Below are 21975 nucleotides of genomic sequence, written 5' to 3' on the forward strand. Positions count from 1 at the left end.
TCTTACCATAGGAGAAGAGACGTGCTCAGGCTGGCTTTGTTTTTTCTGATTGTTTCCATCGTTGCAGGCCTGTTCGGGTTTGGAGGTATCTCCAGCGCGGCAGCGGGTATGGCGAAAATCCTGTTCTTTATCGCCGTGATTATCTGTGTGGTTCTGTTTGCGCTTGTGCTGATAGGCGTGGGAGCAGTCTCCCGATAGGGTTGAAGAGACTCATTCGTGATGATGTGAGAACGGAGACACTGAAAGGTGTCTCCGTTTTTTATGAGATTTGTCTGGTTTGCAGGCGGCAGAGGGGTCTCTTCCCATCGCGTCCCTGCTGGTGACATTTGAACGGGGATCGGAGAGCGCCGTGTCGTTTGTGCTGCGGACGGTTGATCAGGAAGTCCCGCCAAAGATGGAATGCAATCTGACCGCTCACGGGCGGACTCTGGAGCCGGTTATTATTGGCTTTCAAGGTTTGGTGGAGCCGACAATATAAAGTTCAGACCTGACTCTGAAGTCTGTAAGGACCAGAGTGAGCCTTTTCCGGTGTCAGGTATTCTTCGGTCACACTCAGGGCGAGATAATTACTGTTAATTCAGTACCTTTTCCTGCCTGGATTTAACCGGCGTTTTTGCAAAGGCTCTCACGCTTCCAGACTGACTGGTGAAAACCCGTTTTAGCATTCCGGTCTTTGCGGTATCGCTCTTTTATGAAACGATACCGTAACGGGGTAGGGCATTATGCCGGGATGGATCGTTCTTGCGGCGCTCTTTGTGCTGTTCTTTATCGTGTTTCTGCTGGTGTTCACTTTCGGCGGGGGGCAGCCGGGCGTCGCTGGTGTCTGGGATGTTGCGATGATCGGTGGCTACTCCGCCCTGTTCGTCCTTCTGCAGATGTTTTTTCTGACGGGACGACCACTTGAGCGACCGTTTTATGAAGGCAAGTTCTTTATCCGGCTGCATGAATATGCTGGCTACCTTGTCCTTTTACTGATTGTTGCTCATGTCGGCGGAGGGCTATGGGCAGAGCCTCTTCTCTTGCAGGATCTCTGGCCTCCTGCATTGCCAGTCATGCAGACAGGTGTGCTGGCCAGCTTTATTGTCATCATTCTGGCTATTGTGTCACAACCCCGATGGAAACTGGCGGTTTTCCGAAATGCTCGCATTTTCCGTTACTGTCATTACGGGTTGGCGGCGGCCCTGCTGTGTCTGACAGGACTTCATGCATGGCAGGCTGATTTTCGGACCGCAATGCCTGCACTGACAGTCAGTCTGGCTGGATTGAGTGTTGTGGCGCTGGCTGTTCCGTTGTCGGTCCGGGTTCTGGCTGCTCGGCCTCGACGAGGAGGAAGACGCCAGCGGAAGACGGCTGGATTTGCCTTGCCTGTGGTGGTTGCGCTTGGCTGTGTCGGGCTTCTTGTGCCGGTATTATGCGCTGTGTGGCTCGACCGATGAGGCGACGCGGTAATGGAGTAGTGATTACGGTATTGTGTGCCGCTGTGGTAATCGCCGCCGCCGCGATCTGGTGGAGCATATCGGGCGCACCGTACGCAGCGCGGTCACACCCTCTGATGCCGCTGGCTTTTACGCATCAGGATCATGGTGCGTTCAACTGCGTCGTCTGTCACCATAATTACACCGAACCCAAACTGGCTTCATGGCCTTTCCAGCATTGTATCGGGTGTCACAAGAAGACACCGGAACTGGCATCCATCATTGAACCGCAGTTTCATCAGGAATGTGAAGGCTGTCACTTGAAATTTACGCGGGAAAAACGGGCTTCGGGGCCGGTTCGGGCCTGCCATGTGTGTCACACAGAAGAAAAGCCTCCCCGTTTCTGATTGAATTTTCAGGGCAGAGAAACCGGAGATTCCTTGATAGCCTGATCAGAATTTCTTCTGTTGGAGGAAGGGGTTTTGAAAAGACCTGTAAATGCGTTGAAAACCGGGTGATGGATTTTAACGGGACTCTGCCCCGCGCCGCATAAAGAGACGCAGTCTCTTTGGTCCCGGTCAGGAACGGATGGTACGAGATGGTGATCTGTCCGCGGAGAACAGGAATTTTTGAAAAGAATAGTTGGAAAAAGCTGGCCGGTTTTGTGAGTGTCCAGCCAGCGTTATGATGGTTCAGCCTCGAACAGCCGCTGCCAGTTCCCGCAACTGGGTCAGCACGGAAGGCAGCGTGGACGGGGTCGCCTGTTCGCCTGGATCAAGCGTCTTCGCCAATGTCGCCAGCAGAGCCGAAGCCACGACTGCACCATCCGCGATGCGTGAAGCAGACGCAGCCTGCTCCGGCGTGCGGATACCGAAACCGATGGCGATAGGCAGATCCGTCGCGGCGCGGATGCGAGGCAGCGCAGCCCGCAGATCCTCGTCGCTGGCCGAGCGCGTGCCGGTGATGCCGGTGATGCTTACATAATAAACGAAACCGGACGCATGGTTCAGCACCAGCTTGAGGCGATTATCGTCCGTCGTGGGCGCGATCAGCCGGATGATATCCAGACCGGCGGCTTTGGCTGGTCCCTGCATCGGTCCGGCTTCTTCCGGCGGCATGTCCACGATGATGAGACCATCCACGCCAGCGGCGGACGCATCCACGCAGAACCGGTCGAGACCATAAGCCTCGATCGGGTTCAGGTAGCCCATCAGGATGACCGGCGTGTCGTTGTCCTGCTCGCGGAAGGATTTCACCATCCCGAACAGGCGCGGCAGCGTTGCGCCGGCTTTCAGGCCACGACGGGCGGCAAGCTGGATGACCGGACCGTCGGCGGAAGGATCGGAGAACGGCATGCCGATCTCGATCAGGTCCGCACCGGCTTCCGGCATCGCTTTCAGCAGATCGAGCGACGTCTGGAAGTCCGGGTCGCAGGCTTCGAGATAGGGGATGAGCGCGCCGCGCCCTTCCTGTTTCAGCGCCGCAAAACGGCGGGCGATGCGGCTCACAGCTTCACTCCCAGATGTTCGGCGACAGTAAAGATGTCCTTGTCTCCACGGCCCGAGATATTGATGACGAGCAGGGTCTCCGGGCTCAGTGTCGGCGCGATCTTGACCGCGTGGGCGACAGCATGGGCGGATTCCAGCGCGGGAATGATGCCCTCGGCGCGGGTGCAGGTCTGGAACGCCTCCAGCGCCTCGTCATCGGTGATGCCGACATATTCGGCGCGACCGATTTCATACAGCCAGGAGTGCTCAGGACCGACGCCCGGATAATCCAGACCGGCGCTGATGGAGTGCGCCTCGGTGATCTGGCCGTTCTCGTCCTGCAACAGATAGGTGCGGTTGCCGTGCAGCACGCCGCGCGAGCCGCGCTCGATGGAAGCGGCGGTCTTGCCGCTGTCGAGACCATGCCCGGCGGCTTCGACACCGATCAGCCTGACGGAGGGGTCGTCAAGGAAGGGATGGAAAATGCCCATCGCATTCGAGCCACCGCCAATGGCGGCGACGATCACATCCGGCAGGCGGCCTTCAGCCTCCTGCATCTGCACCTTCACTTCATCACCGATCACGCTCTGGAAGTCGCGGACCATGGCGGGATAAGGGTGCGGACCAGCGACGGTGCCGACCAGAAAATAGGTGTCGCTGATATTGGCGACCCAGTCGCGCATCGCCTCGTTCATGGCGTCTTTCAGCGTGCCTGCGCCCGCCGTGACCGGCACGACTTCCGCGCCGAGCAGCTTCATGCGGAACACGTTGGGCATCTGCCGTTCCACATCGGTCGCGCCCATGTAGATCACGCACTTCATGCCGAACAGCGCGCAGACGGTGGCGGTGGCGACACCGTGCTGACCCGCGCCGGTCTCGGCGACGATGCGTGTGCGGCCCATACGGCGGGCGAGCAGGATCTGGCCCATCACGTTGTTGAGCTTGTGCGAGCCCGTGTGATTCAGCTCCTCGCGCTTCATGTAGATCTTCGCGCCGCCGAGTTCGTCAGTCAGGCGTTTAGCGAACCACAGCGGAGAGGGGCGGCCCACATAGTCCTTGAGGTAGAAAGCCAGTTCCTTATGAAAGGCCGGATCGGCCTTGACCACCTTGTAGGCTTCGTCAAGCTCAAGGAGCAGCGGCATCAGCGTTTCCGCGACGAACCGCCCGCCCAGCCCGTCGCCGAAATGGCCGGAGGCGTCGGGGCCGTTTCTCAGACTGTTTGCTCGTACGCCGTCTGTCATGACTGTTGGTGTCTCCGCTGCCCCGGTTTCTACGGTATATGGCTCCGCTTTCGTGCGGAAAGTTCAGGTCTGGCGGTATAACAAGGCGCGTGATGGGCGTCCATGCGGTCCCGACTGATGGTTCCTGCGTCAGTTGTTCCAACAGGATAGCGGCTGTAACGTCCCTGCGTGGTATCCTAACGACCGGATCAGCGAAATTATGACGCCCCTATCAGACCGAAAAATTTCTTTATCCCTGCGTCGTTCGGAGGATCGCGCATTACTGGGTGCGCGCACCGTGAAATGGAGCTGGTATGCGGCGGGTGTAACCGCATCGCTTCAGCTGCTGTTCATCGGGCGGGCGCTTCTGCGTCGTCATCGGCAGCCTGCCTCGCGTGTGGCATGGGTCGCCATCATCGGCGCTCTGCCGATCGGTGGCATACTCGCCTATCTTTTTCTTGGTGAGACCAAGCTGACACCCCAGCGCGTCCTGCGTATCCGGGACGCGATGAAACGCCTCCCCGTGCCGGGAAAGACAGCCGAAGCCCTGATTGACGCTGAAAAGAAATTCGGTCTGCCGCCCCGTCTGGCTCCCCTGTTCAAGGTAGGGCAGTCGATCAGCGGCTATCCGCCGATGGGCGGCAATATGGCGGCTCTGATGAAGGATTCCAACGCCGCGATCGACAGCATGGTCGCTGACATTGATGCCGCGAAAGAACATGCGCATGTCTGCTTCTACATCTGGCTGGCGGATGGCAACGGCATGAAGGTGGCCGATGCGCTGATGCGGGCGGCCAGACGCGGTGTCACCTGTCGCGTGATGGCGGATGACCTGGGTTCCCGTCGGCTGATTCACAGTGGTCATTGGGCGGACATGGAACAGGCTGGTGTCCGCCTTGTGCGGGCTTTGCCGCTGGGAAGCGTGCTGCTGCGTCCCTTCAGGGGGAGGTTCGACATGAGGAACCATCGCAAGATCGTGGTGATTGACAATCGCGTGACCTATTGCGGCAGCCAGAACTGCGCGGACCCGGAATTCCGGGTGAAGGCCCGTTTCGCCCCATGGGTGGACCTGCTGGCGCGTTTCGAAGGTCCGGTGGTGTTGCAGAACCAGCATCTGTTCGCCACGGACTGGATGGCCCACACCAACGAGGATCTCACACCGCTTCTCGCTTCTGCCAGAGTGGAAGAAGGAAAAGGGTTTGTCGCGCAGGTCATCGGCACAAGCGCTGCCGTGCGGTATGCGGCGATGCCCGAGACGTTTGTGTCGATCATGAATTCAGCCGCAGAAGAACTGACGGTCACGACACCCTATTATGTGCCGGACGAGCCCATTCAGGCGGCTCTGTGCGCTGCGGCGCGGCGCGGTGTGAAGACCACGCTCACCATGCCGAAAAAAAACGATTCATGGATCGTTGCGGGCGCAAGCCGCAGCTATTATCGCGACCTGCTGGAAGCGGGGGTGAGGATCTATGAATACCCGCATGGCCTGCTGCATACCAAGGCGATGACTGTGGACGGGCGCATGACCCTGATCGGTTCGGCCAATCTGGATCGTCGCAGCTTCGATCTGAACTTCGAAAACAATATTCAGCTTGTCGATGACGCGTTTACGCGGTCAGTCCGAGAGCGCCAGCAGACCTATATCGACGCTTCGGATGAGGTGCGTCTTGAGGATGTGGTGAACTGGCCCAAAACGCGGGTGCTGTGGAACAACACGCTGGCCATGATCGGACCTATTCTTTGATGGACGCGAGTTAAGAAAAGCAACTCTTGAAAAACAGGGCGCGCGGGCCAATATCCTTTAGAGAGCCGTGACTGCAAGAGTCATGGTCATGAAATTTTCAGGAGTGCTGCTGATATGAGCGCCACCGACATCCTGCGGAAGTTGAGTCCGGAAGACCTTGAAGAGATTGTCAAGGGTCTCGACAAGTCCCTGCATAAACACAAGAATGAGCTGCACAAGCAGCTTTCGGAGCATATCGCTGATATCAAGAGCGAGACGAAGCTGCACGAGAAGACCATCCCGACGGGATGCAAGGTGTTCGGCTTTCTGATTCTCGTGGCGGCTTCTGCGATCAGCTATGTGCTGGGTCGCAAAGCGGCCTGAATGACCCGGAAGGTATTATTATGAGTACGCTCGTTGTTGTTGGTTTCGACAGTCTGGATGGGGCGCAGAACGCGCTGACAGAGTGCCGGGAACTTGAAAAAGAATATCTTCTGGATCTGGAAGATGCTGTTGTTGTGCGCCGTACGGCAGACGGCAAGACTCATCTGGATCAGAGCTTCAATCTTGAAAAGATTGGTGCGTCCTGGGGATTCCTGTCCGGAGGGTTCTGGGGAACGCTGGTTGGTCTCCTGTTTCTCAACCCGCTGGCCGGTCTGATTGTCGGCAGTGTTGCCGGTGCGGGTATCGGCGCGCTGGATGGCAAGAATAGCGACTATGGAATCAATGACGATTTCATGAAGAAGCTTGGTGACACGCTGGCGCCGGGAACATCGGCCCTGTTTATTCTGATCCGCAAGGCTGAGCCGGAAAAAGTGATTTCGCATCTGGCCGAACTGAAAGGGCATGCGAAGATCATCCAGACCTCGCTGTCTCCGGAAGTCGAAGGCAAGCTTCGTCAGGCTCTGGGACAGGCTGCTTCCGCCTGAAAACAACCTCCTGTCCGGGACTGGACAGTGTGTTTAAAGCAACGTCACAATAAAAGAAGCCTCGCATAGATGCGGGGCTTTTTTCATATGGAGCCATTCATGCGTCTGTTGATTGCATTTCTTCTGCCCTGGCTGACATTTTTTACCATCGGACGTCCGATTGCCGGATTGGTCTGCCTGTTCCTGCAGGTCACGGTGCTGGGCTGGATTCCGGCTGCGATCTGGGCTGTTTACGCGCTCAGTCAGTATAAAACGGACCAGAAGCTGAAGCGGGCGGGTTTGGGCTGAAAAGCCTCTGACACGTTTTGAGTGAAGCGTGGTTTGTTTGAAATGTCCTGCTCCGCCGTTGGTGGAGCAGGGAGTTTTTTTGTGAATTCTTTTTAAGATGTATCGAATTTTTGGAAAAGCTTCCATGATGGCTGTTAACGCAGTCATCGCCTGCTTATGAGTGCCTTTCAAAACCCTTGTACTCTGGTTGGGATATGTGATGGGAGGACATGGAATGGATGATATAGGTAACTGCATGACAATGGTTCATGCTTGATGATCGATATCCAACCTCTGGCCATTTTGCGTGAGATCGAACGGACAGGCAGCCTTACACAGGCGGCTGACCAGTTAAACCTGACTCAATCCGCAGTCAGTCATGCAATACGCCGTTTCGAAGATCGCTATGGCGTCAAGCTCTGGGAGCGCGAGGGGCGCAAGCTGCGTCTGACGCTCGCAGGAGATTATCTTCTGGGCTTGGCGATGCGGGTGCTGCCACAGCTCGAACATGGCGCAGTCGTCCTCGAAGACTACGCGCGCGGCCGGCGCGGCGCGATCCGGGTGGGGATGGAATGTCACCCTTGCCAGGACTGGTTGATGCGCGTGGTGGATCCGTTTCTGGCAGAGTGGCCTGATGTCGAATTGGATGTAACGACAGCTTTCCAGTTTGGCGGGCTGGCCGCTCTTCTCAGTCATGAAATCGATGTTCTGGTTACTCCTGATCCGCTTGAGCATCCGGATGTCGTTTATAAGCCCGTTTTCGACTACGAACTGGTTTTAGCCGTCTCTGAAACACATCCTCTGGCCCGGAAGGACCGGGTCGAGCCGGAAGATATGGCGAACGAAACCCTCATCACTTATCCGGTCGCCCGAGAGCGGCTGGATATCTATACCCGCTTCCTTGTTCCGGCCCATGCCCGCCCGCACCGCCATCGCACGGTGGAGACGACTGATCTTATGTTGCGCCTGGTAGCCTCAGGTCGGGCCGTCAGTTCAATCCCTGACTGGCTTTTGCGAGGCGTCAAAGGGGTGAAAAGCGTGCGGCTTGGCGAAGGAATTGCGAAGTCAATTTATCTGGGCCATCGCAAAGGCATAACGCCCGTCTATCTGGACGGCCTGATACATCTGGCCGCGACCATTCAGATCTGATCCCTCCCGCTCACGCCTGACCCGCTTGTGACTGATGACGTGGAGTCATGTTTTCATGAGATAAGATCATTTTTAATCATGCTTCTGTTCGACCATACAGTGGATGAACGCTCTGCGTGCGATCGTATGAGGATTATTCGTCGGACAACCAATAGAAGTTGGATGTTTTCGATCCGATCTCCAGTTCGGTACGCAATAGGCGCTTTATTTTCAGTGATGGAGGACACAGAAGCGCGATGGTTATGGACTTTGCATTTACGGTGAAGCGCATTCGTTTCGACGAGGATTATCGTCCCTCTGAAAACACGCGGATTACAACCAACTTCGCGAACCTGGCCCGTGGCGAAAATCGTGTCAAAAATCTGCACAATACGATGCGAATGATCAATAATCGCTGCAATGCTCTGGCGTTTTGGGATAATCCCGAGAGTGATCGCTATGTGATAGCGCTTGATATCCTCTCAATCGAAATTAGCCTCGGCGCCAGCGCTGCCTTCCCCGCGATTGAAATGCTGAAAACGTCAATCTTGGATAGAAAATATAACACGAAGATCGAAGGAATAGTCGGAAACAACTTTTCCTCTTATGTCCGGGATTACGATTTCAGCATCCGCCTGCATGAATACAATAAAGACCGCTCCGAATTCAGTGTTCCGGGTGACTTTGGTGATCTGCACGGGAAAATATTCAAGCTGTTCGTCAACTCGACTGCCTACAGCGAGCATTCCGCGAAGCCTCCTGTGATATGCCTGAGCGTCTCGCACAACAAAACCTATCAGCGGTCCGCAAACAGGCACCCGGTGTTGGGAGTGGAGTATCTGTCAAAAGACGGGTCTCTGACCGAAGAGTATTTTCGAAAGATGGGAATGCAGGTCCGTTATTTCATGCCGGAAAATAGCTCCGCACCTCTGGCATTCTATTTCTTCGGCGATCTTCTGAACGAATACAGCAATCTCGAACTTATTGGCACGATCGGCACGATGGAGACTTTTCAGAAGATTTACCGTCCGGAGATCTACAACGCGAATTCTCCGGCGCCCGAATACTTTCAGCCTAAGCTGGAACATCAGGATTACTCGGTCACTCAAATTACTTATGACCGCGAAGAGCGTGTTCATCTCGCTCTCTCGCAGGGACGGTATGCCGAGAAGACGTTCATCGAGCCCTATCGGACTTTGCTCCACGGATAGTCAGCTCAATTCGACTGTTAAATAAAACCGAAACTTTCAGGGCTTTATATAATGAAAACTCTTCTTCCGACGGCGACTGCTGGCAGTCTGCCCAAACCATCCTGGCTCGCGCAGCCGGAAAAACTGTGGTCACCCTGGAAATTGCAAGGTGAAGAGCTGATCGAGGGCAAACAGGATGCACTCCGCGTGGCCGCGCTGGAGCAACAGCTCGCAGACATCGATATCGTGAGTGACGGCGAACAGACACGTCAGCATTTCGTAACAACCTTCATCGAACATCTCGGCGGTGTCGACTTCGAAAAACGCGAGACCGTCAGGATTCGGGATCGTTATGATGCGAGTGTGCCGACAGTTGTCGGGCCAGTGACCCGCGGAAAGCCGGTCTTTGTCGAGGATGCTGTTTTTCTGCGTCAGCAGACCAGCGCCCCTATCAAATGGGCCCTCCCCGGTCCCATGACGATGATCGATACGCTCTACGACAGCCACTATAAAAGCCGGGAGAAACTCGCCTGGGAATTCGCCGCGATCCTCAATCAGGAGGCCAGGGAACTCGAAGCCGCCGGTGTCGACATCATTCAGTTCGACGAACCTGCGTTCAATGTATTCTTTGACGAAGTGAATGACTGGGGGATCGCCACGCTTGAGCGAGCTATTGAAGGGTTAAAATGCGATACTGCGGTTCATATCTGTTACGGCTACGGCATAAAAGCCAACACCGACTGGAAGAAAACCCTTGGGTCGGAGTGGCGTCATTACGAAGCTGTTTTTCCTCGGCTTCAGGCGTCCAGCATCGATATGGTTTCTCTTGAATGCCACAACTCCCGCGTTCCAATGGAGCTCATTGAACTCATCCGTGGCAAGAAGGTGATGGTGGGGGCCATCGATGTGTCCAGCAACACCATTGAATCGCCGGAGGAGGTCGCGGAGACTCTGCGCAAAGCACTCCGGTTTGTAGATGCCGACAAGCTCATAGCCTGCACCAACTGCGGCATGGCGCCATTGTCGCGTCAGGTCGCACGCGGCAAACTCAATGCTTTGAGCGCAGGCGCCGGAATTGTTCGTCGGGAACTCTCTGCATAGTGACACAATGGTGCGCTTTCTGTGAGCTGGCCAGGCCGACTTCTGACGCACGGCTTGCCAGCACTGCCCTCGCGAGCCAAGGACGCCACAGTTCCAGCGCCATGGCCGAGCGCGTGTTGCCAGCCTCGCGGGTCTGATCGGCCACACGGGGTTGTTCGTGGCGCTTTGCACTTTCGAAGGCGACACCGAGTGAAACATGGCATTGCAGCCATAAAGCCATCTGTGGGTCATGTCGCGTTGGCAGGTCGGCTGTGGTGAAAAGGCTGGCCCGGTGTGGATCGATGGACAGGGGCTGTCGGCGGCCCACTGAAACATGTATTCTGCCGTTCGCATCGAGCTCTGATTGCGGAAAAGGGCATACCCAGAGACGAGCGTTCAGAACCGACCGCCTGTTGCAGGGATTCAGGAGCGAGAGTCATGAACATGAAGTGAATGCTCTTTGCCGTGCGCTATCTGGCAGATGGTGGCCTGGAATACTGCCGCAACGGAGCTGATGACCGACTTTGCGCTGTTGCCATCCGAGCAGCGTAACATCCTGTGGCTGATCTTTCTCGATCCGCGCAGCAAATTACTTCACCCTGACCGGGACAGCGCGGCCCGTTTCATTGTCAGCGCATTCAGGATGGACGCCGCACTGGCAGGGGCCGCAGCAGTTATCGAGCCTCTGGTTGCCGAACTCTGTGCGTCAAGTCCGGAATTCAGAATAATGTGGCATGATAAAACGATTTACACATTTGAATATGGTAAGAAGGCGTTTCATCATCCGCTCCATGGTCTGCAAAACTTCGGGATGGCGACATTCGCCGTTGATGGTCGACCTGATCTGATTCTCGTCGTTTACCAGCAGATGGAATGCTGATCGGTGTCCAAGGTCTGATGTTTCGGGGCGATGCTGGATGACACGTTCACGGAGAGAGGAAGGCGAGGACAGGTGCTTTGTCCATCCCCGGCCTTCATAAAGGGGCATCCGGATTTCCCGCCGCCAGACCAGTAATTCTTGCAACGTCCCGTAGCAGTTCTTGAATGACTAAGGGGCCATCAGGCTCCGTGTCGCTGAATGCGTCCGATCGTGGCGGTGGTTGAGTGGCCATCCTGAAGATCGGCGAGAAACAGCCGTCCTCCATTGTCGATGACCTCTCTGGCGCCCACAACATCTTCGGGCTTGTAGTCAGAGCCTTTCACAAGAACGTCCGGCATCAGTGCGACAAGGATTTCCAGAGGAGTGTCTTCGGTAAACGCCACGACGGCGTCGACATATCGCACGGCGGCCATCACGGCGGCACGGCTGGCGAGTGTATTGACGGGTCGTGTTTCTCCCTTGAGACGCCTGATGCTGTCGTCGTCATTCAGCGCCACGATCAGCCGGTCACATTCCGCGCGGGCGGCTGCCAGAAGGCTGATATGGCCCGGATGCAGAATATCGAAGCACCCATTGGTGAAGCCGACGGTCAGGCCCTGCGACTGCCATTCCTCGACTTCCCGCCTGGCTTCATTCAGGGTCAGCAGATGCGGGGAATCAATGGACGAGTTCTGGGCCTGCAACTCACGGGTTACTTCGCCAAGATCGGCTGTTGCTGTGCCCAGTTTGGCGACCACCACACCGGCGGCGGCGTTGGCGACGCGCATGGACTGTCCGAACGACATGCCGGACCCGAAAGCGAGGGCCATGGTGGCGATCACGGTGTCGCCTGCACCGGAGACGTCGAACACCTCTCGTGCACGGGCGGGAACAGCTTCAGCCTCTCCGTGCGCGGGAACCAGCATCATGCCTTTTTCCGAACGGGTGGCGAGAATGACGTCCGCCTCGGCTTCCGCCATCACCTTGCGGGCGGCGCGTTCCACGCTGGCGTCATCCGTGCCGGAAATGCCGGAAGCGGCGACGAGTTCCTTCGCGTTGGGGGTGATGCAGGTTGCCCCGCGATAATGCCGGAAATCGGACGTCTTTGGATCAACGAAGACCGGGATGTTCTTCAGGCGCGCCTCTCCGATCAGATGCCGGACGACCATGCTGTCGCAAACGCCTTTGCCATAGTCGGAAAGAATGACGACATCGGCTTCATCCAGCCTCGCGTCGATGGCGCGGCAGAGCAGTTCCGCTTCTTCCGGTTGCAGCTTTTCCCGGCTTTCCTCATCGGCTCTCACGACCTGCTGATGGGACGCGATGAAGCGTGTCTTGCAGATGGTCGGGCGTTTGGGGCTGGGGACCAGCATTTCGGAAACGCCAGTGCGGTGGCGCAGGGCGTCACGAAGGATGACGGCGGCCTCATCCTCGCCAACCAGACCGATCAGGATGGCCTGGCCACCGAGCGAGATAATGTTGCTGGCGACATTGCCCGCGCCGCCCGGCATTTCACGGCGCTCTTTCAGCAGCAGGACCGGGACCGGCGCTTCCGGTGAGATGCGCTCCATTTCGCCATAGACGAACCGGTCGAGCATGACGTCGCCGACGCAGAGAACGGTGATATTCGAGAAATCCATGGGTACGTCAGCCCCAGAAGCTGGCTACGAAATCCGCCAGCCCGGTCTGACGCGCTGTACGGAGACGCGCCGCGTTCAGCACGGCCTGCGTTTCTGCGATGGCGCGGTCGAGTTCGGCGTTGACGATCACATGATCGAATTCTTCCCAGTGGGAAATTTCATCGAGGGCGGCGTCCATGCGCTTTCTGATTTCTTCCGCCGCATCCGAGGCGCGACCGGTCAGGCGGCGTTCCAGTTCGGCGAGGGAAGGGGGCAGCACGAAGAGGCTCACGACATCATCGGGCAGCGCGTGCCGGATCTGGCGATGACCCTGCCAGTCGATATCGAACACCATGTCCTGCCCTGCGGCGAGGGCCGCTTCCACGGGTGTCCGTGGCGTGCCGTAGCCGCGTCCGAAGACGGACGCCCATTCGAGCAGTTCGCCCTGATCGGCCATGTGCTTGAACTGGTCCATGGTACGGAAATGATAATGGATGCCGTCCGTCTCACCGGGGCGCGGGGCGCGGGTGGTGATGGAGACTGAATGTTTCACGCGCGGGTCGGCGGCGCGCAGGGCATTGGCGATGGTGGATTTTCCGGCGCCGGACGGGGCGGAAATGACAAGGCAGACGCCTCGCCGCGTGATGGGCGACGGGACGGTCGTTCCGGTGCGTGTCATATCGGCGTTCGTGCCTCCCTGCCGTGTCAAATATTCCTGCCGATTTGTTTCGGGAGGACGGTTGCGACCTTTTAGCAGCAGGTTCTTAATGGGGCGACTATGAAACAGGATTCTCTTCTCATCACGGGAGCCGCTTCAGGGCTCGGCCGTGGTTTCGCCCTGCGTGTCGCCCGTCCGGGCGTTACGCTTCATCTCATGGACTGCAATGAAAACCGGCTGAAAGACACGGCTTCCCGCACGGCGGCGCTGGGAGCGCGAGTCTCCATTCACGCACTGGATGTGACGGACGCTCCGGCGATGAGACGCGTGATTGAAGGCATCGGCGCATCAGATGACTCGCTTGATGTGGTGCTGGCCTGTGCGGGTATCACCGGCGGGGTCCATGACCGACCGAACGGAGAGATTGGTGCGGCGTGCGAATCTGAATATCAGGTAAAGCACATGGTGGATGTCAATGTGAATGGCGTTCTCAATACGATTTTCCCGGCCATTGACGTGATGCGTCGTCAGCCTGTGGCTTCCGATGGTTTCCGGGGCCGTATCGCGGCGATTTCCTCGATTGCCGGACTGGTCTCCTTTCCCGGCACACCCTCCTATTGCGCCACCAAGGCGGCAGTCGATCGCTTCATGGTGGCGACAGGTGGCAACCTGAAGCGGGATGGTATTCTGCTCAGTTCAGTGGTTTGCGGCTTCATCAACACGCCGATGGTGGCGACGAACGAGTTCGCGATGCCCGGCCTTGTGCAGACAGCCGAGGCTGTGGAACGGATCATGGCCGGGCTGGAGAAAAACCGGCGACGGATCACGTTTCCGCGCTGGATTGCCGCGGGGTCGCGCCTGATGGATCTGCTGCCGATCGGTCTGTCGGAGCGGTATTATCAGAACCAGCCGACGGGCGCCGCTGGCAGTATGCCGGTCGTGCGGCAGCCTTCAGACGGATAAAACCGGTTTTGGTATGATGTCATTATAGATGTGGAGTGTCGTGAATGTCGCCTGAACCGTCTGGCCTGATGGAAGACCTTTCGGCGGCGTCAGTCTGTCAGCCTGTGCCTGCCGCACGCAAGACCATGGCGATGGACCGGGTGTTCTGGAGTCATTTCTCACCAAATCTCGGTCCCGGCGGATGGGTGACCGGTGCGCTGCTGGTCAGTCTCGGGCTGGATTTCAGAATGGGCGTGCTGGCCATTCTGGTGGGCAATATCGTAGGCGCTTTGCCGGTGGCGCTGGCGGCGGCGATTGGTCCCGCGACAGGTCTGACCCAGATGGAAGCCTCGCGCATGGCGCTGGGGACGATCGGTGTCAGACCGCCTTCCTTTCTGAACTGGATCTACTGCGTCGGCTGGGATGCGGTGAACAATGTGCCGGCGGCGGCGGCACTGGTCAGCCTGCTGATGCTGGCAGGCGTTCCCACACCGTTCTGGCTGGCGCTTGGCGTTCTCGCATCCATTCAGATGGTGGCGTCCATCTATGGTCATCACGTTGTGCAGGCGCTCCAGAAATATCTCGGCGGTATGTTGCTGGTCGTGTTTGCGATCATTGGCGTGACGTTTGCGGTGAGGGGGGGCGGCGTCGTGCAGGCGGCGCATCCTGTCGGTCTGGCGACATTTCTGCTGGCGGTCGGGATACTGGTCAGTTTCAACCTGTCCTGGGCGACCTATTCCTCTGATTACACGCGTTATCTGCCAGCGAAATCTGATCCGAAGCGGGTGGTTGTTCTTGCACTGTCGGGGCTTCTGCTGTCGGCGGTGCCGTTCCAGATTCTTGGTCTTCTGACGGCTGCGAGTATTGCCGAACCGTCTCCGACGGCGGTGATTGCCAGCCTGCAGCACGCCATGGGGCCGCTCGGACCGCTGGCGCTTGCTGCGATTGCCCTGTCGTCGATTGCCGGGAACTCGTTCAACGATAACACGGCCAGTTACAGCCTGATCTCGGCGGGGATCCATGTGCCGCGTGTTGCGGCGGCGATCATCACGGCGAGTCTGGGGTATGTGCTGGCGGTTGCTGGAGCGGGACGGTATGCGACGCTCTATACGGATTATCTGCTGGTCACGATGTACTGGATTGCGCCCTGGTGCGGGATCGTGCTGGCGGACTGGTATCTGACGGGTGGTCATTCGGCGGCGCGCGCCGTGTACGGGCAGGTGTTGCGGCCGCCTTCCGGATGGCGGCGTGGCGCGACGATCTTTATTGTGACGTCCGTGCTGACGGTGCTGCTTTTCTCCACCAGTTCGCTCTACACCGGACCAGTGGCTCGTTGGCTTGGGGGCGCTGATATCGGATATTATGTCGGATTTCTTGTGGCGGGCTGGTGGTATGCGGCGTGGCGCGAGAGGCAGGATTAGCCCTGCGTGTCTGCTCCGGCATACAGTTTTGTCGCCGGTGATTTTGAGAATGACGCATCCGTGCCATGATCGGGCAATAAGATTCTGCATGTCAGTGGGAACACCATGCTCTGAGGCATGGCTGTTGCTGGAAGCTGAAGCTCACAGGAAGAGATGGAACGTGATGAAACGACGGTATTCGTTCAAGGCAACTGGCTCGGTTTTTCTGCTGTCTGCTGCGGTTGCTCTGACGGCCAGCACCGAAGTGAGGGCTCAGCAGGTCTACTCAAGCCAGCAGGCAGATAGTCAGCAACCATCCCAGCAGCCACCAGCTCCTGACGCTGCCCAGTTGGCGGCGATGCGTCGGGATGTGCAGGTGGCTGCATCGTATCAGTTGCCGGATGATTTTCTGCCGCGGATGATAAGAACCTTGCAGGCATTGCGCGACGCAGGGTTGCAGCCGCCTGCTCCGGAGGGGCAAATGTCTCTGGATGAGACGATCAAGCGTGTTGAATCGGTAGAGGGCATTGAGCCGGTTCTGAAGTCACAGGGTTTTTCGGCTCGTCAGTTTGTCATAGGTCTGACATCCTTCGGCATTACCTACGCTGTGACGTCCAATGCGGGAAATGCCAAGGATGCGCCCACACTAAACCCACACAATGTATCCCTGCTACAAAAAAATCCTGATGCAGTCAGGGCATTGCTGCAGGAAATGTCTAATCAGCCTGCCCAGCAGCAGTGAAGGCGGCAGGAGCCGCTTTTGTGACATTGGCAGTGATCATCCGGAATTGACTGCTGATGGAGAACGGGGTAGGTTCTGCCGCACGCACTGTCTCAGTGCCTGGAGGGGTGGCCGAGAGGCTGAAGGCGGCGGTTTGCTAAACCGTTATACGCTTAACAGCGTATCGTGGGTTCGAATCCCATCCCCTCCGCCAATTCATTGATTTTCCTGACTATTTTAGCCTTTAGATGACTTGGATTGCATCGAGGGTCAGGAAAAATGGTCTCAGATTTTCGGAAAAAAGTGCATCGAGAGTGCATCGGAAAATTATCCCCGATGCATCGCATATCAGGTTGGCTGTGCGGAAAGGCTAATGACTACCAAGAAAAAGAACAGCATACCTGCTGAGGATGCTAAGAAAGTCTCTGAAAGATTTTTATATTCAGGCATTTGCTTCGGGCAGGGCTTTCAAGTTCTGTTTCAACGATACCATACGTGCGAATCATCCCAGGACAAAAAAGATTACATATTGCCGGTGTGCTTTATTCTGGCTCACGCGCTTGAATGTTATTTTAAGGCTTATTTATCTTTTCAAGGCATGACCGTTAAGGAATTGAGAAAACGTGAATTTGGCCATAATCTTGAGAATCTGCACAAGAAGGCAATCGAGGAAGGACTCTATGAAATTGTATTGTCGCCGATGTGCCTACCTGATGCAGATAATGCCTCCAGTAAGGAGCATATCCAAGAGCTGGTAGATTCACTGCATGGGATTCATTGTGGTGAAGATGATTATGCAGATAGATATATGAAATACGATACGGAGACAGGATATCCTACTTTTTTTTGGGAGGCTGGAGAAGCGATGACAGACCTCCAGTGTGTGTTGCTTAGTAAAATGCCATATCCACGAATTTTGTGGACCGATAGAACCAAATAATCTCACATCTGGAAGGGGAAGTTGTTCTCCTGATTTATCCAGAAAGTTGATATCCGGAATTCCTCAAGGTTCTCTGAATTGTCTTGTGTGAGACTCTGTATCGTCTGGCGAGTTCTGAAACGGTAGCACCAGTCTGATATGATTGACCTCGTTCTGGCCATCAGGCGACAGAGTTTTCCTTCTGCCTATCCTTTCCCCGCGTGAGAGACTGGCTTGTATTCCTGCCGTAACACGCTCGCGCGTATTTTTTCTTTCAGGTTCGGCAAAGCTGGCCATTAAGGAGAGAACAATAATCCCCATCTTTGATGTTGAAACTCTTATATAACCATAAATCATGTCCCTTCTTCCTATTTTGGACTGATCTGAGTTATTCGCAGTTACACTCTGATAAGAAAAAATAGGAAAATCATGGTTATTCAGAATGCGGGAGTTGTGAATTTTGATATTACTTCTTGTCTCATAATTTAATTATACTCAATTGTTGACACTTTCTATAGTCGACTGTCATATTATTACTTCCTTCATTTGCAGACGCCTCTAACCTCAATCAGATCATTGACGTTGAGTGTTCTACGACGTTTTCAATAATTTCTTTTATATTTAGTCAGTTATCAAAAATATCGTATTTATTTTTTTAATTGAACGTACAAATTTCCTTCTCTTCGAAATGTATTTTTATCTTGATTGAGGCTTCCTGTGCTTATTCTAATATTTCCATCACTAATATAACATCTATATTTTGGACCATAAGGCTCTTGGCTTAACTTTATAATTTCTTTATGCTCAACAGCGAATAAAGGATTTATCAATTCTTTTATACGCACTTCGTATTTTTTAATTTTTTCATACTCACTGCTATTTTTATCGTAAAATTTAGAAGATGCTGTGAAGCCACGAGTAGATAGATCGAAAAGACCGGGATTCTCAAAACCTTTGGAAAACAAGACATAGACATCATCCAAAAATATATCATTTCTGGTATTTTTAAAAATATTTATTCGTTCGTTTAGTCTTTCCAGTCTATTCCAGCCCGCCATTCCAATGTTTAAGCAAACAAATCCATTGGAAATATTCTCTAAATTACTTTTTTATTATCTCTATAGTAAAGTTTTTGAACAATAATATATATTCCGCATGTTTCTAAGTAATTTTTATTGCGTATTAGGAATGTATCTTTTATTGGTATTCTATAAAACCAATGCTTATCTTGTTCGCACGCTTCTGGTGGGGTCTTGCCCATAAGTGAATAAAGTAATTCAGGAGTATGCATTCTCAAAACCCTTGAACTGGAATTTTGTAAATTAATATCGCAACTCTGTCTCAAAATCACCTGATTCCGGAATATGTGTTTAATGCATGATTGTTATGCGTTTTGTGCAATAAATGTCAGACGTCTGAACCAGGAGTGACCTCTTTTGTAGATCGCCAGACCGTCATCCTGGAGACATTCAGGATCAGGCCAATTTTAGTGATGGAGAAGCCCTGTTTTCTGAGATGCCGGGCGCGAGCAATCTTGGCTCTGGACAGTTTGGGGCGTCGGCCAAGCCGGACCCCCTTTTCCCTGGCAGTCTGAAGTCCAGCGATCACCCGCTCACGGATCAGGTTGCGCTCGAATTCCGCAAATCCGGCCAGTAACAGGAGAAACAGCGTCCCTCCAGAGCCGGACGTATCAACTCCAAAATTCAGGATACGCACGGAAATTCCGCGTTTTTTCAACCGTTCAATCAGAGACAGAACATCGACAGCATTACGACCGAGCCTGTCCAGTTTGGCTACGGTCAGTGTATCTCCTGTCCTGAGTTTCCGAATGAGTTTGCGAAGCAAAGGCCGGGATTGCCAGTCTGTAGCTCCTGATACTGTTTCCTGAATAATATGGCAGTCAGAGACGCCATCCCGCATCAGGTCAGTGATCTGGCTGTCTGTCGTCTGTTTGCCCGTGCTCACCCGTGCGTATCCGTACCTTTCCATAAATTTTGCTCCGTTCTTTTGCTCATACTCTGCTGTCCGTGAGTGGTCAGTGGATGCTGTAAGAACAGTGTAACAAAATCAGGTGATTCAGAGATAATATCCGGGGAAAATATCTTGTTTCCGGAGATTCTGTTCCAGATGACTACAGATTCAACGTCCTGTTTTTCCCAGATTTCTGTGAATCTATAGTCAGATGGATATTAATATTTTCGGGAAACCGTTCTGGCTGTACGGAATCGAAGGAACGGTTTACGGGCTCCGGATGTGGACTTCCACATCCGTCCAGACATCCGGGCCGACAATAACTTATGAAACTGGTCCCGGCGTCTATACTTCACACGGACCGAAAGTTACCAGCACGGTCAATCAGCATCAGGAGTGCTGGATCAAATCTCTCGGTGGCAGACAGAAACAGCTTCTGGGAACGTATGCGCTTGCGGACACACAGATTGTCCAGGTCGTTTGGGGAGCCCTGAAAGGGGTAGAGGTTGGAAATAATCTTGTTGTCCGGAATGTCAGCACCGGAGCGGGCTGGACTGTAAACGGGAGCCTTCCATTTGCCATTACGGGCCATGGTGTATGGCGTCTCACCGGGCAGTATATCGTGGCGATTCTTATCTCTATTGCCGTAGTGGATACGTTCTGGTGGATGAATGGTCTTCCGCCATCACATAGTCTCCTCGGTAATCCTCATGCCCCGGATTATTCGCGTCTGATTGTTTCGGCTTTTGGCATAGCTTTTCTTCTGGGACTGGCAGGCTTTATCCATCGCACCAGACTGATGAACAGTAATCACCGCCAGGCTATGGCGATCATACAGAAAGCCATCACGGATAATCCTGATTTTCTGAAATCACTTGAAAAGTGAAAATAGTTTTTCTTGGCAGGATAAACAACAAGATGAAGATAATTCGAACAGCCACAGCGCTGGCCATCCTCACCACTCTGACCGCGTGTGGCGATAATGCTCCCGGTAAAGATGAGGTCAGAGATTTTATGGCCAATCAATCCATTTCTGAAGTTTATTCCGTGAATCCTTTTCAGAAACATAGTGAGCAGGAGAGGGATAATGCCATAGACAAAATAAAAAAGGCGCTGGATATCCAGAGTCTGGATTGTTCAGCGACCAAAGGATTCAAGAATGTCTGGGATTGCACGGTGAACGTGATGGTCATGAATGAACCCCACACGTCGAAATACCGCTTTCATCGTGATGACAAAGGGAAGCTTCAGGGTGAAGTTATCTCTGAATAACTGGCTTTTCCCTTCTTCACATCCCGCCCAACGCGGTTCAGTAATGAAACAGCATTCCTTGACAGCGTTGGCGGAATTTCCACACCAGCATCTGCCAGTCTGGCAATCATACCAATGAATTCATTGGCATCTTGGATGCTGACAGGGCTTTTTCCCGCGACAGTCAGAGCCTTTCCGCCATTTCGGTCTGATTTTATCTTTTCTCGAATGGCCTGTTCCACGTAGAGACCCACAGAAACACCAGCTTTTTTCGATTGAGTTGATACAGCCTGTTTGATATCGGGGGAGATGCCCCTGATACTCCACGAGCCTTTTTCTGTATTACAAGTCATTGTCATACATTCTCCGCGTTATGTATGACATCATAGTGGAAGATGCATGACATTTTTAGAAGTTTGTCTGACAGCATCACGAGAACGATGCAGATCAACCGCACTCAGGCCATATTCAGAGTTTCTGATGTTCTCCTGAATTTCCTTTATTTCTCTGATGACTATCCGGTAAACCGTTATTTCTTTCATGGTTTCCCGAGTCTCCTTTATCCTGTCCGGTAGATCACTTCCATCGACATTGAGAAACAGAACCTGTTCCATGATGCCACCAAGTTCGGAAATGGCTTCCATGGACTGGATAAACTGCTGTTTCTTCCTTTGTTCTTTTCTCTGTTGACGCTCTTTATTGCTCATGGCGTTTTCAAATATGGGTGGACGACCTCTTTTTCTCATAATAAAATTCCTCTAATAAATAAATTATATCATATATTTTGGGTAACATACAAATAAAAAAATAAACTGTATTACATATAATGTGAAATGTATGGCAATTCCTGAAAAACGTCATGCAGAATACGGAATCCTGTCAGACAAATTCGTAAAAACTGTCTGACATAGGCAGGTATTTTGTCATACACTGTATGACATGGAATTTCGTGTGACACAGAACTTTTGTTTTTGTGTAACACGAAATTCGGTATTTTTGTGTGACACAATATTCGATTTCTATTTGCATTATGCAAACATAAAGATGTGGATTGCGCGTAACAGTGTTGTTTTTGCGTGAAAATTGCGCGAAGAAAATGCCTGGAATTTTTCTGTATGATTGCAATAATATGGCAGAAAACTGCTATTTTCTATCATTATCCGTATTGCGAATTTTCCAGATGACTGGAAAATCCT

Annotated in this window: 26 protein-coding genes and 1 tRNA gene; 19 read left to right on the forward strand and 8 right to left on the reverse strand. The window is 53.9% G+C overall.

Annotated elements, in window-relative coordinates; genetic code table 11:
• Positions 1-21: 21 nt before the first annotated feature.
• The 4 genes from A0U92_RS00990 (at position 22) to A0U92_RS01005 (ending at position 1822) form a co-directional block, all read left to right on the forward strand.
• Complete coding sequence (locus A0U92_RS00990; RefSeq protein WP_077811604.1) at positions 22-198, forward strand: DUF1328 domain-containing protein; 177 nt, start codon at positions 22-24, stop codon at positions 196-198.
• A gap of 160 nt (positions 199-358) precedes the next feature.
• Positions 359-478: a winged helix-turn-helix transcriptional regulator gene (locus A0U92_RS18095; RefSeq protein WP_408736105.1), complete on the forward strand. Its 120-nt coding sequence runs from the start codon at positions 359-361 to the stop codon at positions 476-478.
• Positions 479-722: 244 nt separating this feature from the next.
• Entirely contained in the window at positions 723-1436 is a 714-nt protein-coding gene (locus tag A0U92_RS01000) for a ferric reductase-like transmembrane domain-containing protein (protein WP_077811606.1), read from the forward strand.
• Complete coding sequence (locus A0U92_RS01005) at positions 1433-1822, forward strand: cytochrome c3 family protein (RefSeq protein WP_187668820.1); 390 nt, start codon at positions 1433-1435, stop codon at positions 1820-1822. Before A0U92_RS01000 ends, A0U92_RS01005 begins: the two co-directional genes overlap by 4 nt.
• A 285-nt stretch (positions 1823-2107) precedes the next feature.
• Here A0U92_RS01005 and trpA read toward each other — a convergent pair whose 3' ends face one another.
• Positions 2108-2923 (reverse strand): tryptophan synthase subunit alpha, encoded by an 816-nt coding sequence (gene trpA, locus A0U92_RS01010; RefSeq protein WP_077811608.1) that lies wholly within the window; start codon positions 2921-2923, stop codon positions 2108-2110.
• Positions 2920-4143 carry a tryptophan synthase subunit beta gene (gene trpB, locus A0U92_RS01015; RefSeq protein WP_077811609.1) on the reverse strand — a complete coding sequence of 408 codons (1224 nt, stop codon included), beginning with the start codon at positions 4141-4143 and terminating at the stop codon, positions 2920-2922. Before trpB ends, trpA begins: the two co-directional genes overlap by 4 nt.
• A gap of 199 nt (positions 4144-4342) precedes the next feature.
• Between trpB and cls the strand changes: the two genes are divergently transcribed.
• From cls to A0U92_RS01055, 8 genes are all read left to right on the forward strand, one after another.
• Positions 4343-5866 (forward strand): cardiolipin synthase, encoded by a 1524-nt coding sequence (gene cls / locus A0U92_RS01020; protein ID WP_236748212.1) that lies wholly within the window; start codon positions 4343-4345, stop codon positions 5864-5866.
• A 114-nt stretch (positions 5867-5980) separates the two neighbouring features.
• On the forward strand, positions 5981-6229 hold the full coding sequence (locus A0U92_RS01025) for a hypothetical protein (RefSeq protein ID WP_077811610.1): 249 nt from the start codon (positions 5981-5983) through the stop codon (positions 6227-6229).
• Between the two features lie 20 nt (positions 6230-6249).
• On the forward strand, positions 6250-6774 hold the full coding sequence (locus tag A0U92_RS01030) for a DUF1269 domain-containing protein (RefSeq protein ID WP_077811611.1): 525 nt from the start codon (positions 6250-6252) through the stop codon (positions 6772-6774).
• A gap of 99 nt (positions 6775-6873) precedes the next feature.
• Complete coding sequence (locus A0U92_RS01035) at positions 6874-7062, forward strand: YqaE/Pmp3 family membrane protein (RefSeq protein WP_077814173.1); 189 nt, start codon at positions 6874-6876, stop codon at positions 7060-7062.
• 255 nt (positions 7063-7317) lie between these two features.
• Positions 7318-8190 carry a LysR family transcriptional regulator gene (locus A0U92_RS01040; RefSeq protein WP_077811612.1) on the forward strand — a complete coding sequence of 291 codons (873 nt, stop codon included), beginning with the start codon at positions 7318-7320 and terminating at the stop codon, positions 8188-8190.
• Between the two features lie 236 nt (positions 8191-8426).
• The gene (locus A0U92_RS01045) at positions 8427-9380 is read left to right on the forward strand and encodes a putative oxygenase MesX (protein ID WP_077811613.1); all 954 of its coding nucleotides are present in this window, start codon (positions 8427-8429) and stop codon (positions 9378-9380) included.
• A 51-nt stretch (positions 9381-9431) separates the two neighbouring features.
• Positions 9432-10460: a methionine synthase gene (locus A0U92_RS01050; RefSeq protein WP_077811614.1), complete on the forward strand. Its 1029-nt coding sequence runs from the start codon at positions 9432-9434 to the stop codon at positions 10458-10460.
• A gap of 460 nt (positions 10461-10920) precedes the next feature.
• Complete coding sequence (locus A0U92_RS01055) at positions 10921-11319, forward strand: MmyB family transcriptional regulator (RefSeq protein WP_187668821.1); 399 nt, start codon at positions 10921-10923, stop codon at positions 11317-11319.
• Between the two features lie 179 nt (positions 11320-11498).
• Here the strand turns inward: A0U92_RS01055 and hldE are convergent, their stop codons facing one another.
• Both hldE and gmk read right to left on the reverse strand, forming a co-directional pair.
• Positions 11499-12938 carry a bifunctional D-glycero-beta-D-manno-heptose-7-phosphate kinase/D-glycero-beta-D-manno-heptose 1-phosphate adenylyltransferase HldE gene (gene hldE / locus A0U92_RS01060; RefSeq protein ID WP_077811615.1) on the reverse strand — a complete coding sequence of 480 codons (1440 nt, stop codon included), beginning with the start codon at positions 12936-12938 and terminating at the stop codon, positions 11499-11501.
• Between the two features lie 7 nt (positions 12939-12945).
• Positions 12946-13596, reverse strand: coding sequence for a guanylate kinase (gene gmk / locus A0U92_RS01065; RefSeq protein ID WP_077814174.1), 651 nt, complete (start codon positions 13594-13596; stop codon positions 12946-12948).
• A gap of 99 nt (positions 13597-13695) precedes the next feature.
• Between gmk and A0U92_RS01070 the strand changes: the two genes are divergently transcribed.
• The 5 genes from A0U92_RS01070 (at position 13696) to A0U92_RS01090 (ending at position 17578) form a co-directional block, all read left to right on the forward strand.
• The gene (locus A0U92_RS01070) at positions 13696-14538 is read left to right on the forward strand and encodes an SDR family NAD(P)-dependent oxidoreductase (protein ID WP_077811616.1); all 843 of its coding nucleotides are present in this window, start codon (positions 13696-13698) and stop codon (positions 14536-14538) included.
• 44 nt (positions 14539-14582) lie between these two features.
• A complete protein-coding gene (locus tag A0U92_RS01075; protein WP_077811617.1) occupies positions 14583-15938 on the forward strand; it encodes a purine-cytosine permease family protein in 1356 nt (451 codons plus the stop codon).
• A 163-nt stretch (positions 15939-16101) separates the two neighbouring features.
• A complete protein-coding gene (locus A0U92_RS01080) occupies positions 16102-16659 on the forward strand; it encodes a hypothetical protein (RefSeq protein WP_077811618.1) in 558 nt (185 codons plus the stop codon).
• Positions 16660-16760: 101 nt separating this feature from the next.
• Positions 16761-16852 (forward strand) — tRNA-Ser (locus tag A0U92_RS01085).
• 159 nt (positions 16853-17011) lie between these two features.
• Positions 17012-17578, forward strand: coding sequence for a hypothetical protein (locus A0U92_RS01090; protein ID WP_077811619.1), 567 nt, complete (start codon positions 17012-17014; stop codon positions 17576-17578).
• A 626-nt stretch (positions 17579-18204) separates the two neighbouring features.
• Here the strand turns inward: A0U92_RS01090 and A0U92_RS17080 are convergent.
• Positions 18205-18615 (reverse strand): hypothetical protein, encoded by a 411-nt coding sequence (locus A0U92_RS17080; RefSeq protein WP_149026343.1) that lies wholly within the window; start codon positions 18613-18615, stop codon positions 18205-18207.
• A gap of 349 nt (positions 18616-18964) precedes the next feature.
• Complete coding sequence (locus tag A0U92_RS01095) at positions 18965-19546, reverse strand: recombinase family protein (RefSeq protein ID WP_077811620.1); 582 nt, start codon at positions 19544-19546, stop codon at positions 18965-18967.
• A 193-nt stretch (positions 19547-19739) separates the two neighbouring features.
• Between A0U92_RS01095 and A0U92_RS01100 the strand changes: the two genes are divergently transcribed.
• Both A0U92_RS01100 and A0U92_RS01105 read left to right on the forward strand, forming a co-directional pair.
• Positions 19740-20414, forward strand: coding sequence for a hypothetical protein (locus A0U92_RS01100; protein ID WP_077811621.1), 675 nt, complete (start codon positions 19740-19742; stop codon positions 20412-20414).
• Between the two features lie 32 nt (positions 20415-20446).
• Entirely contained in the window at positions 20447-20800 is a 354-nt protein-coding gene (locus tag A0U92_RS01105; protein WP_077811622.1) for a hypothetical protein, read from the forward strand.
• Here A0U92_RS01105 and A0U92_RS01110 read toward each other — a convergent pair.
• Complete coding sequence (locus A0U92_RS01110) at positions 20776-21132, reverse strand: hypothetical protein (protein WP_149026344.1); 357 nt, start codon at positions 21130-21132, stop codon at positions 20776-20778. The genes A0U92_RS01105 and A0U92_RS01110 overlap by 25 nt on opposite strands.
• Positions 21133-21162: 30 nt before the next feature.
• A complete protein-coding gene (locus A0U92_RS01115) occupies positions 21163-21525 on the reverse strand; it encodes a hypothetical protein (protein WP_077811624.1) in 363 nt (120 codons plus the stop codon).
• Positions 21526-21975 lie beyond the last annotated feature (450 nt).

The sequence above is a fragment of the Acetobacter aceti genome, from assembly GCF_002005445.1.
Taxonomy (GTDB): Bacteria; Pseudomonadota; Alphaproteobacteria; order Acetobacterales; family Acetobacteraceae; genus Acetobacter; species Acetobacter aceti_B.

Excerpts from the sequence above, each read along its gene's own strand:
- A0U92_RS01000 (WP_077811606.1), top strand. The coding sequence starts at position 723 with ATGCCGGGATGGATCGTTCTTGCGGCGCTCTTTGTGCTGTTCTTTATC.
- A0U92_RS01005 (WP_187668820.1), top strand. The coding sequence starts at position 1,433 with ATGAGGCGACGCGGTAATGGAGTAGTGATTACGGTATTGTGTGCCGCT.
- trpB (WP_077811609.1), bottom strand. The coding sequence starts at position 4,143 with ATGACAGACGGCGTACGAGCAAACAGTCTGAGAAACGGCCCCGACGCC.
- cls (WP_236748212.1), top strand. The coding sequence starts at position 4,343 with ATGACGCCCCTATCAGACCGAAAAATTTCTTTATCCCTGCGTCGTTCG.
- A0U92_RS01025 (WP_077811610.1), top strand. The coding sequence starts at position 5,981 with ATGAGCGCCACCGACATCCTGCGGAAGTTGAGTCCGGAAGACCTTGAA.
- A0U92_RS01030 (WP_077811611.1), top strand. The coding sequence starts at position 6,250 with ATGAGTACGCTCGTTGTTGTTGGTTTCGACAGTCTGGATGGGGCGCAG.
- A0U92_RS01035 (WP_077814173.1), top strand. The coding sequence starts at position 6,874 with ATGCGTCTGTTGATTGCATTTCTTCTGCCCTGGCTGACATTTTTTACC.
- A0U92_RS01040 (WP_077811612.1), top strand. The coding sequence starts at position 7,318 with ATGATCGATATCCAACCTCTGGCCATTTTGCGTGAGATCGAACGGACA.
- A0U92_RS01045 (WP_077811613.1), top strand. The coding sequence starts at position 8,427 with ATGGTTATGGACTTTGCATTTACGGTGAAGCGCATTCGTTTCGACGAG.
- A0U92_RS01050 (WP_077811614.1), top strand. The coding sequence starts at position 9,432 with ATGAAAACTCTTCTTCCGACGGCGACTGCTGGCAGTCTGCCCAAACCA.
- A0U92_RS01055 (WP_187668821.1), top strand. The coding sequence starts at position 10,921 with ATGGTGGCCTGGAATACTGCCGCAACGGAGCTGATGACCGACTTTGCG.
- hldE (WP_077811615.1), bottom strand. The coding sequence starts at position 12,938 with ATGGATTTCTCGAATATCACCGTTCTCTGCGTCGGCGACGTCATGCTC.
- gmk (WP_077814174.1), bottom strand. The coding sequence starts at position 13,596 with ATGACACGCACCGGAACGACCGTCCCGTCGCCCATCACGCGGCGAGGC.
- A0U92_RS01070 (WP_077811616.1), top strand. The coding sequence starts at position 13,696 with ATGAAACAGGATTCTCTTCTCATCACGGGAGCCGCTTCAGGGCTCGGC.
- A0U92_RS01075 (WP_077811617.1), top strand. The coding sequence starts at position 14,583 with ATGTCGCCTGAACCGTCTGGCCTGATGGAAGACCTTTCGGCGGCGTCA.
- A0U92_RS01080 (WP_077811618.1), top strand. The coding sequence starts at position 16,102 with ATGAAACGACGGTATTCGTTCAAGGCAACTGGCTCGGTTTTTCTGCTG.
- A0U92_RS01090 (WP_077811619.1), top strand. The coding sequence starts at position 17,012 with ATGACTACCAAGAAAAAGAACAGCATACCTGCTGAGGATGCTAAGAAA.
- A0U92_RS17080 (WP_149026343.1), bottom strand. The coding sequence starts at position 18,615 with ATGGCGGGCTGGAATAGACTGGAAAGACTAAACGAACGAATAAATATT.
- A0U92_RS01095 (WP_077811620.1), bottom strand. The coding sequence starts at position 19,546 with ATGGAAAGGTACGGATACGCACGGGTGAGCACGGGCAAACAGACGACA.
- A0U92_RS01100 (WP_077811621.1), top strand. The coding sequence starts at position 19,740 with ATGGATATTAATATTTTCGGGAAACCGTTCTGGCTGTACGGAATCGAA.
- A0U92_RS01105 (WP_077811622.1), top strand. The coding sequence starts at position 20,447 with ATGAAGATAATTCGAACAGCCACAGCGCTGGCCATCCTCACCACTCTG.
- A0U92_RS01110 (WP_149026344.1), bottom strand. The coding sequence starts at position 21,132 with ATGACTTGTAATACAGAAAAAGGCTCGTGGAGTATCAGGGGCATCTCC.
- A0U92_RS01115 (WP_077811624.1), bottom strand. The coding sequence starts at position 21,525 with ATGAGAAAAAGAGGTCGTCCACCCATATTTGAAAACGCCATGAGCAAT.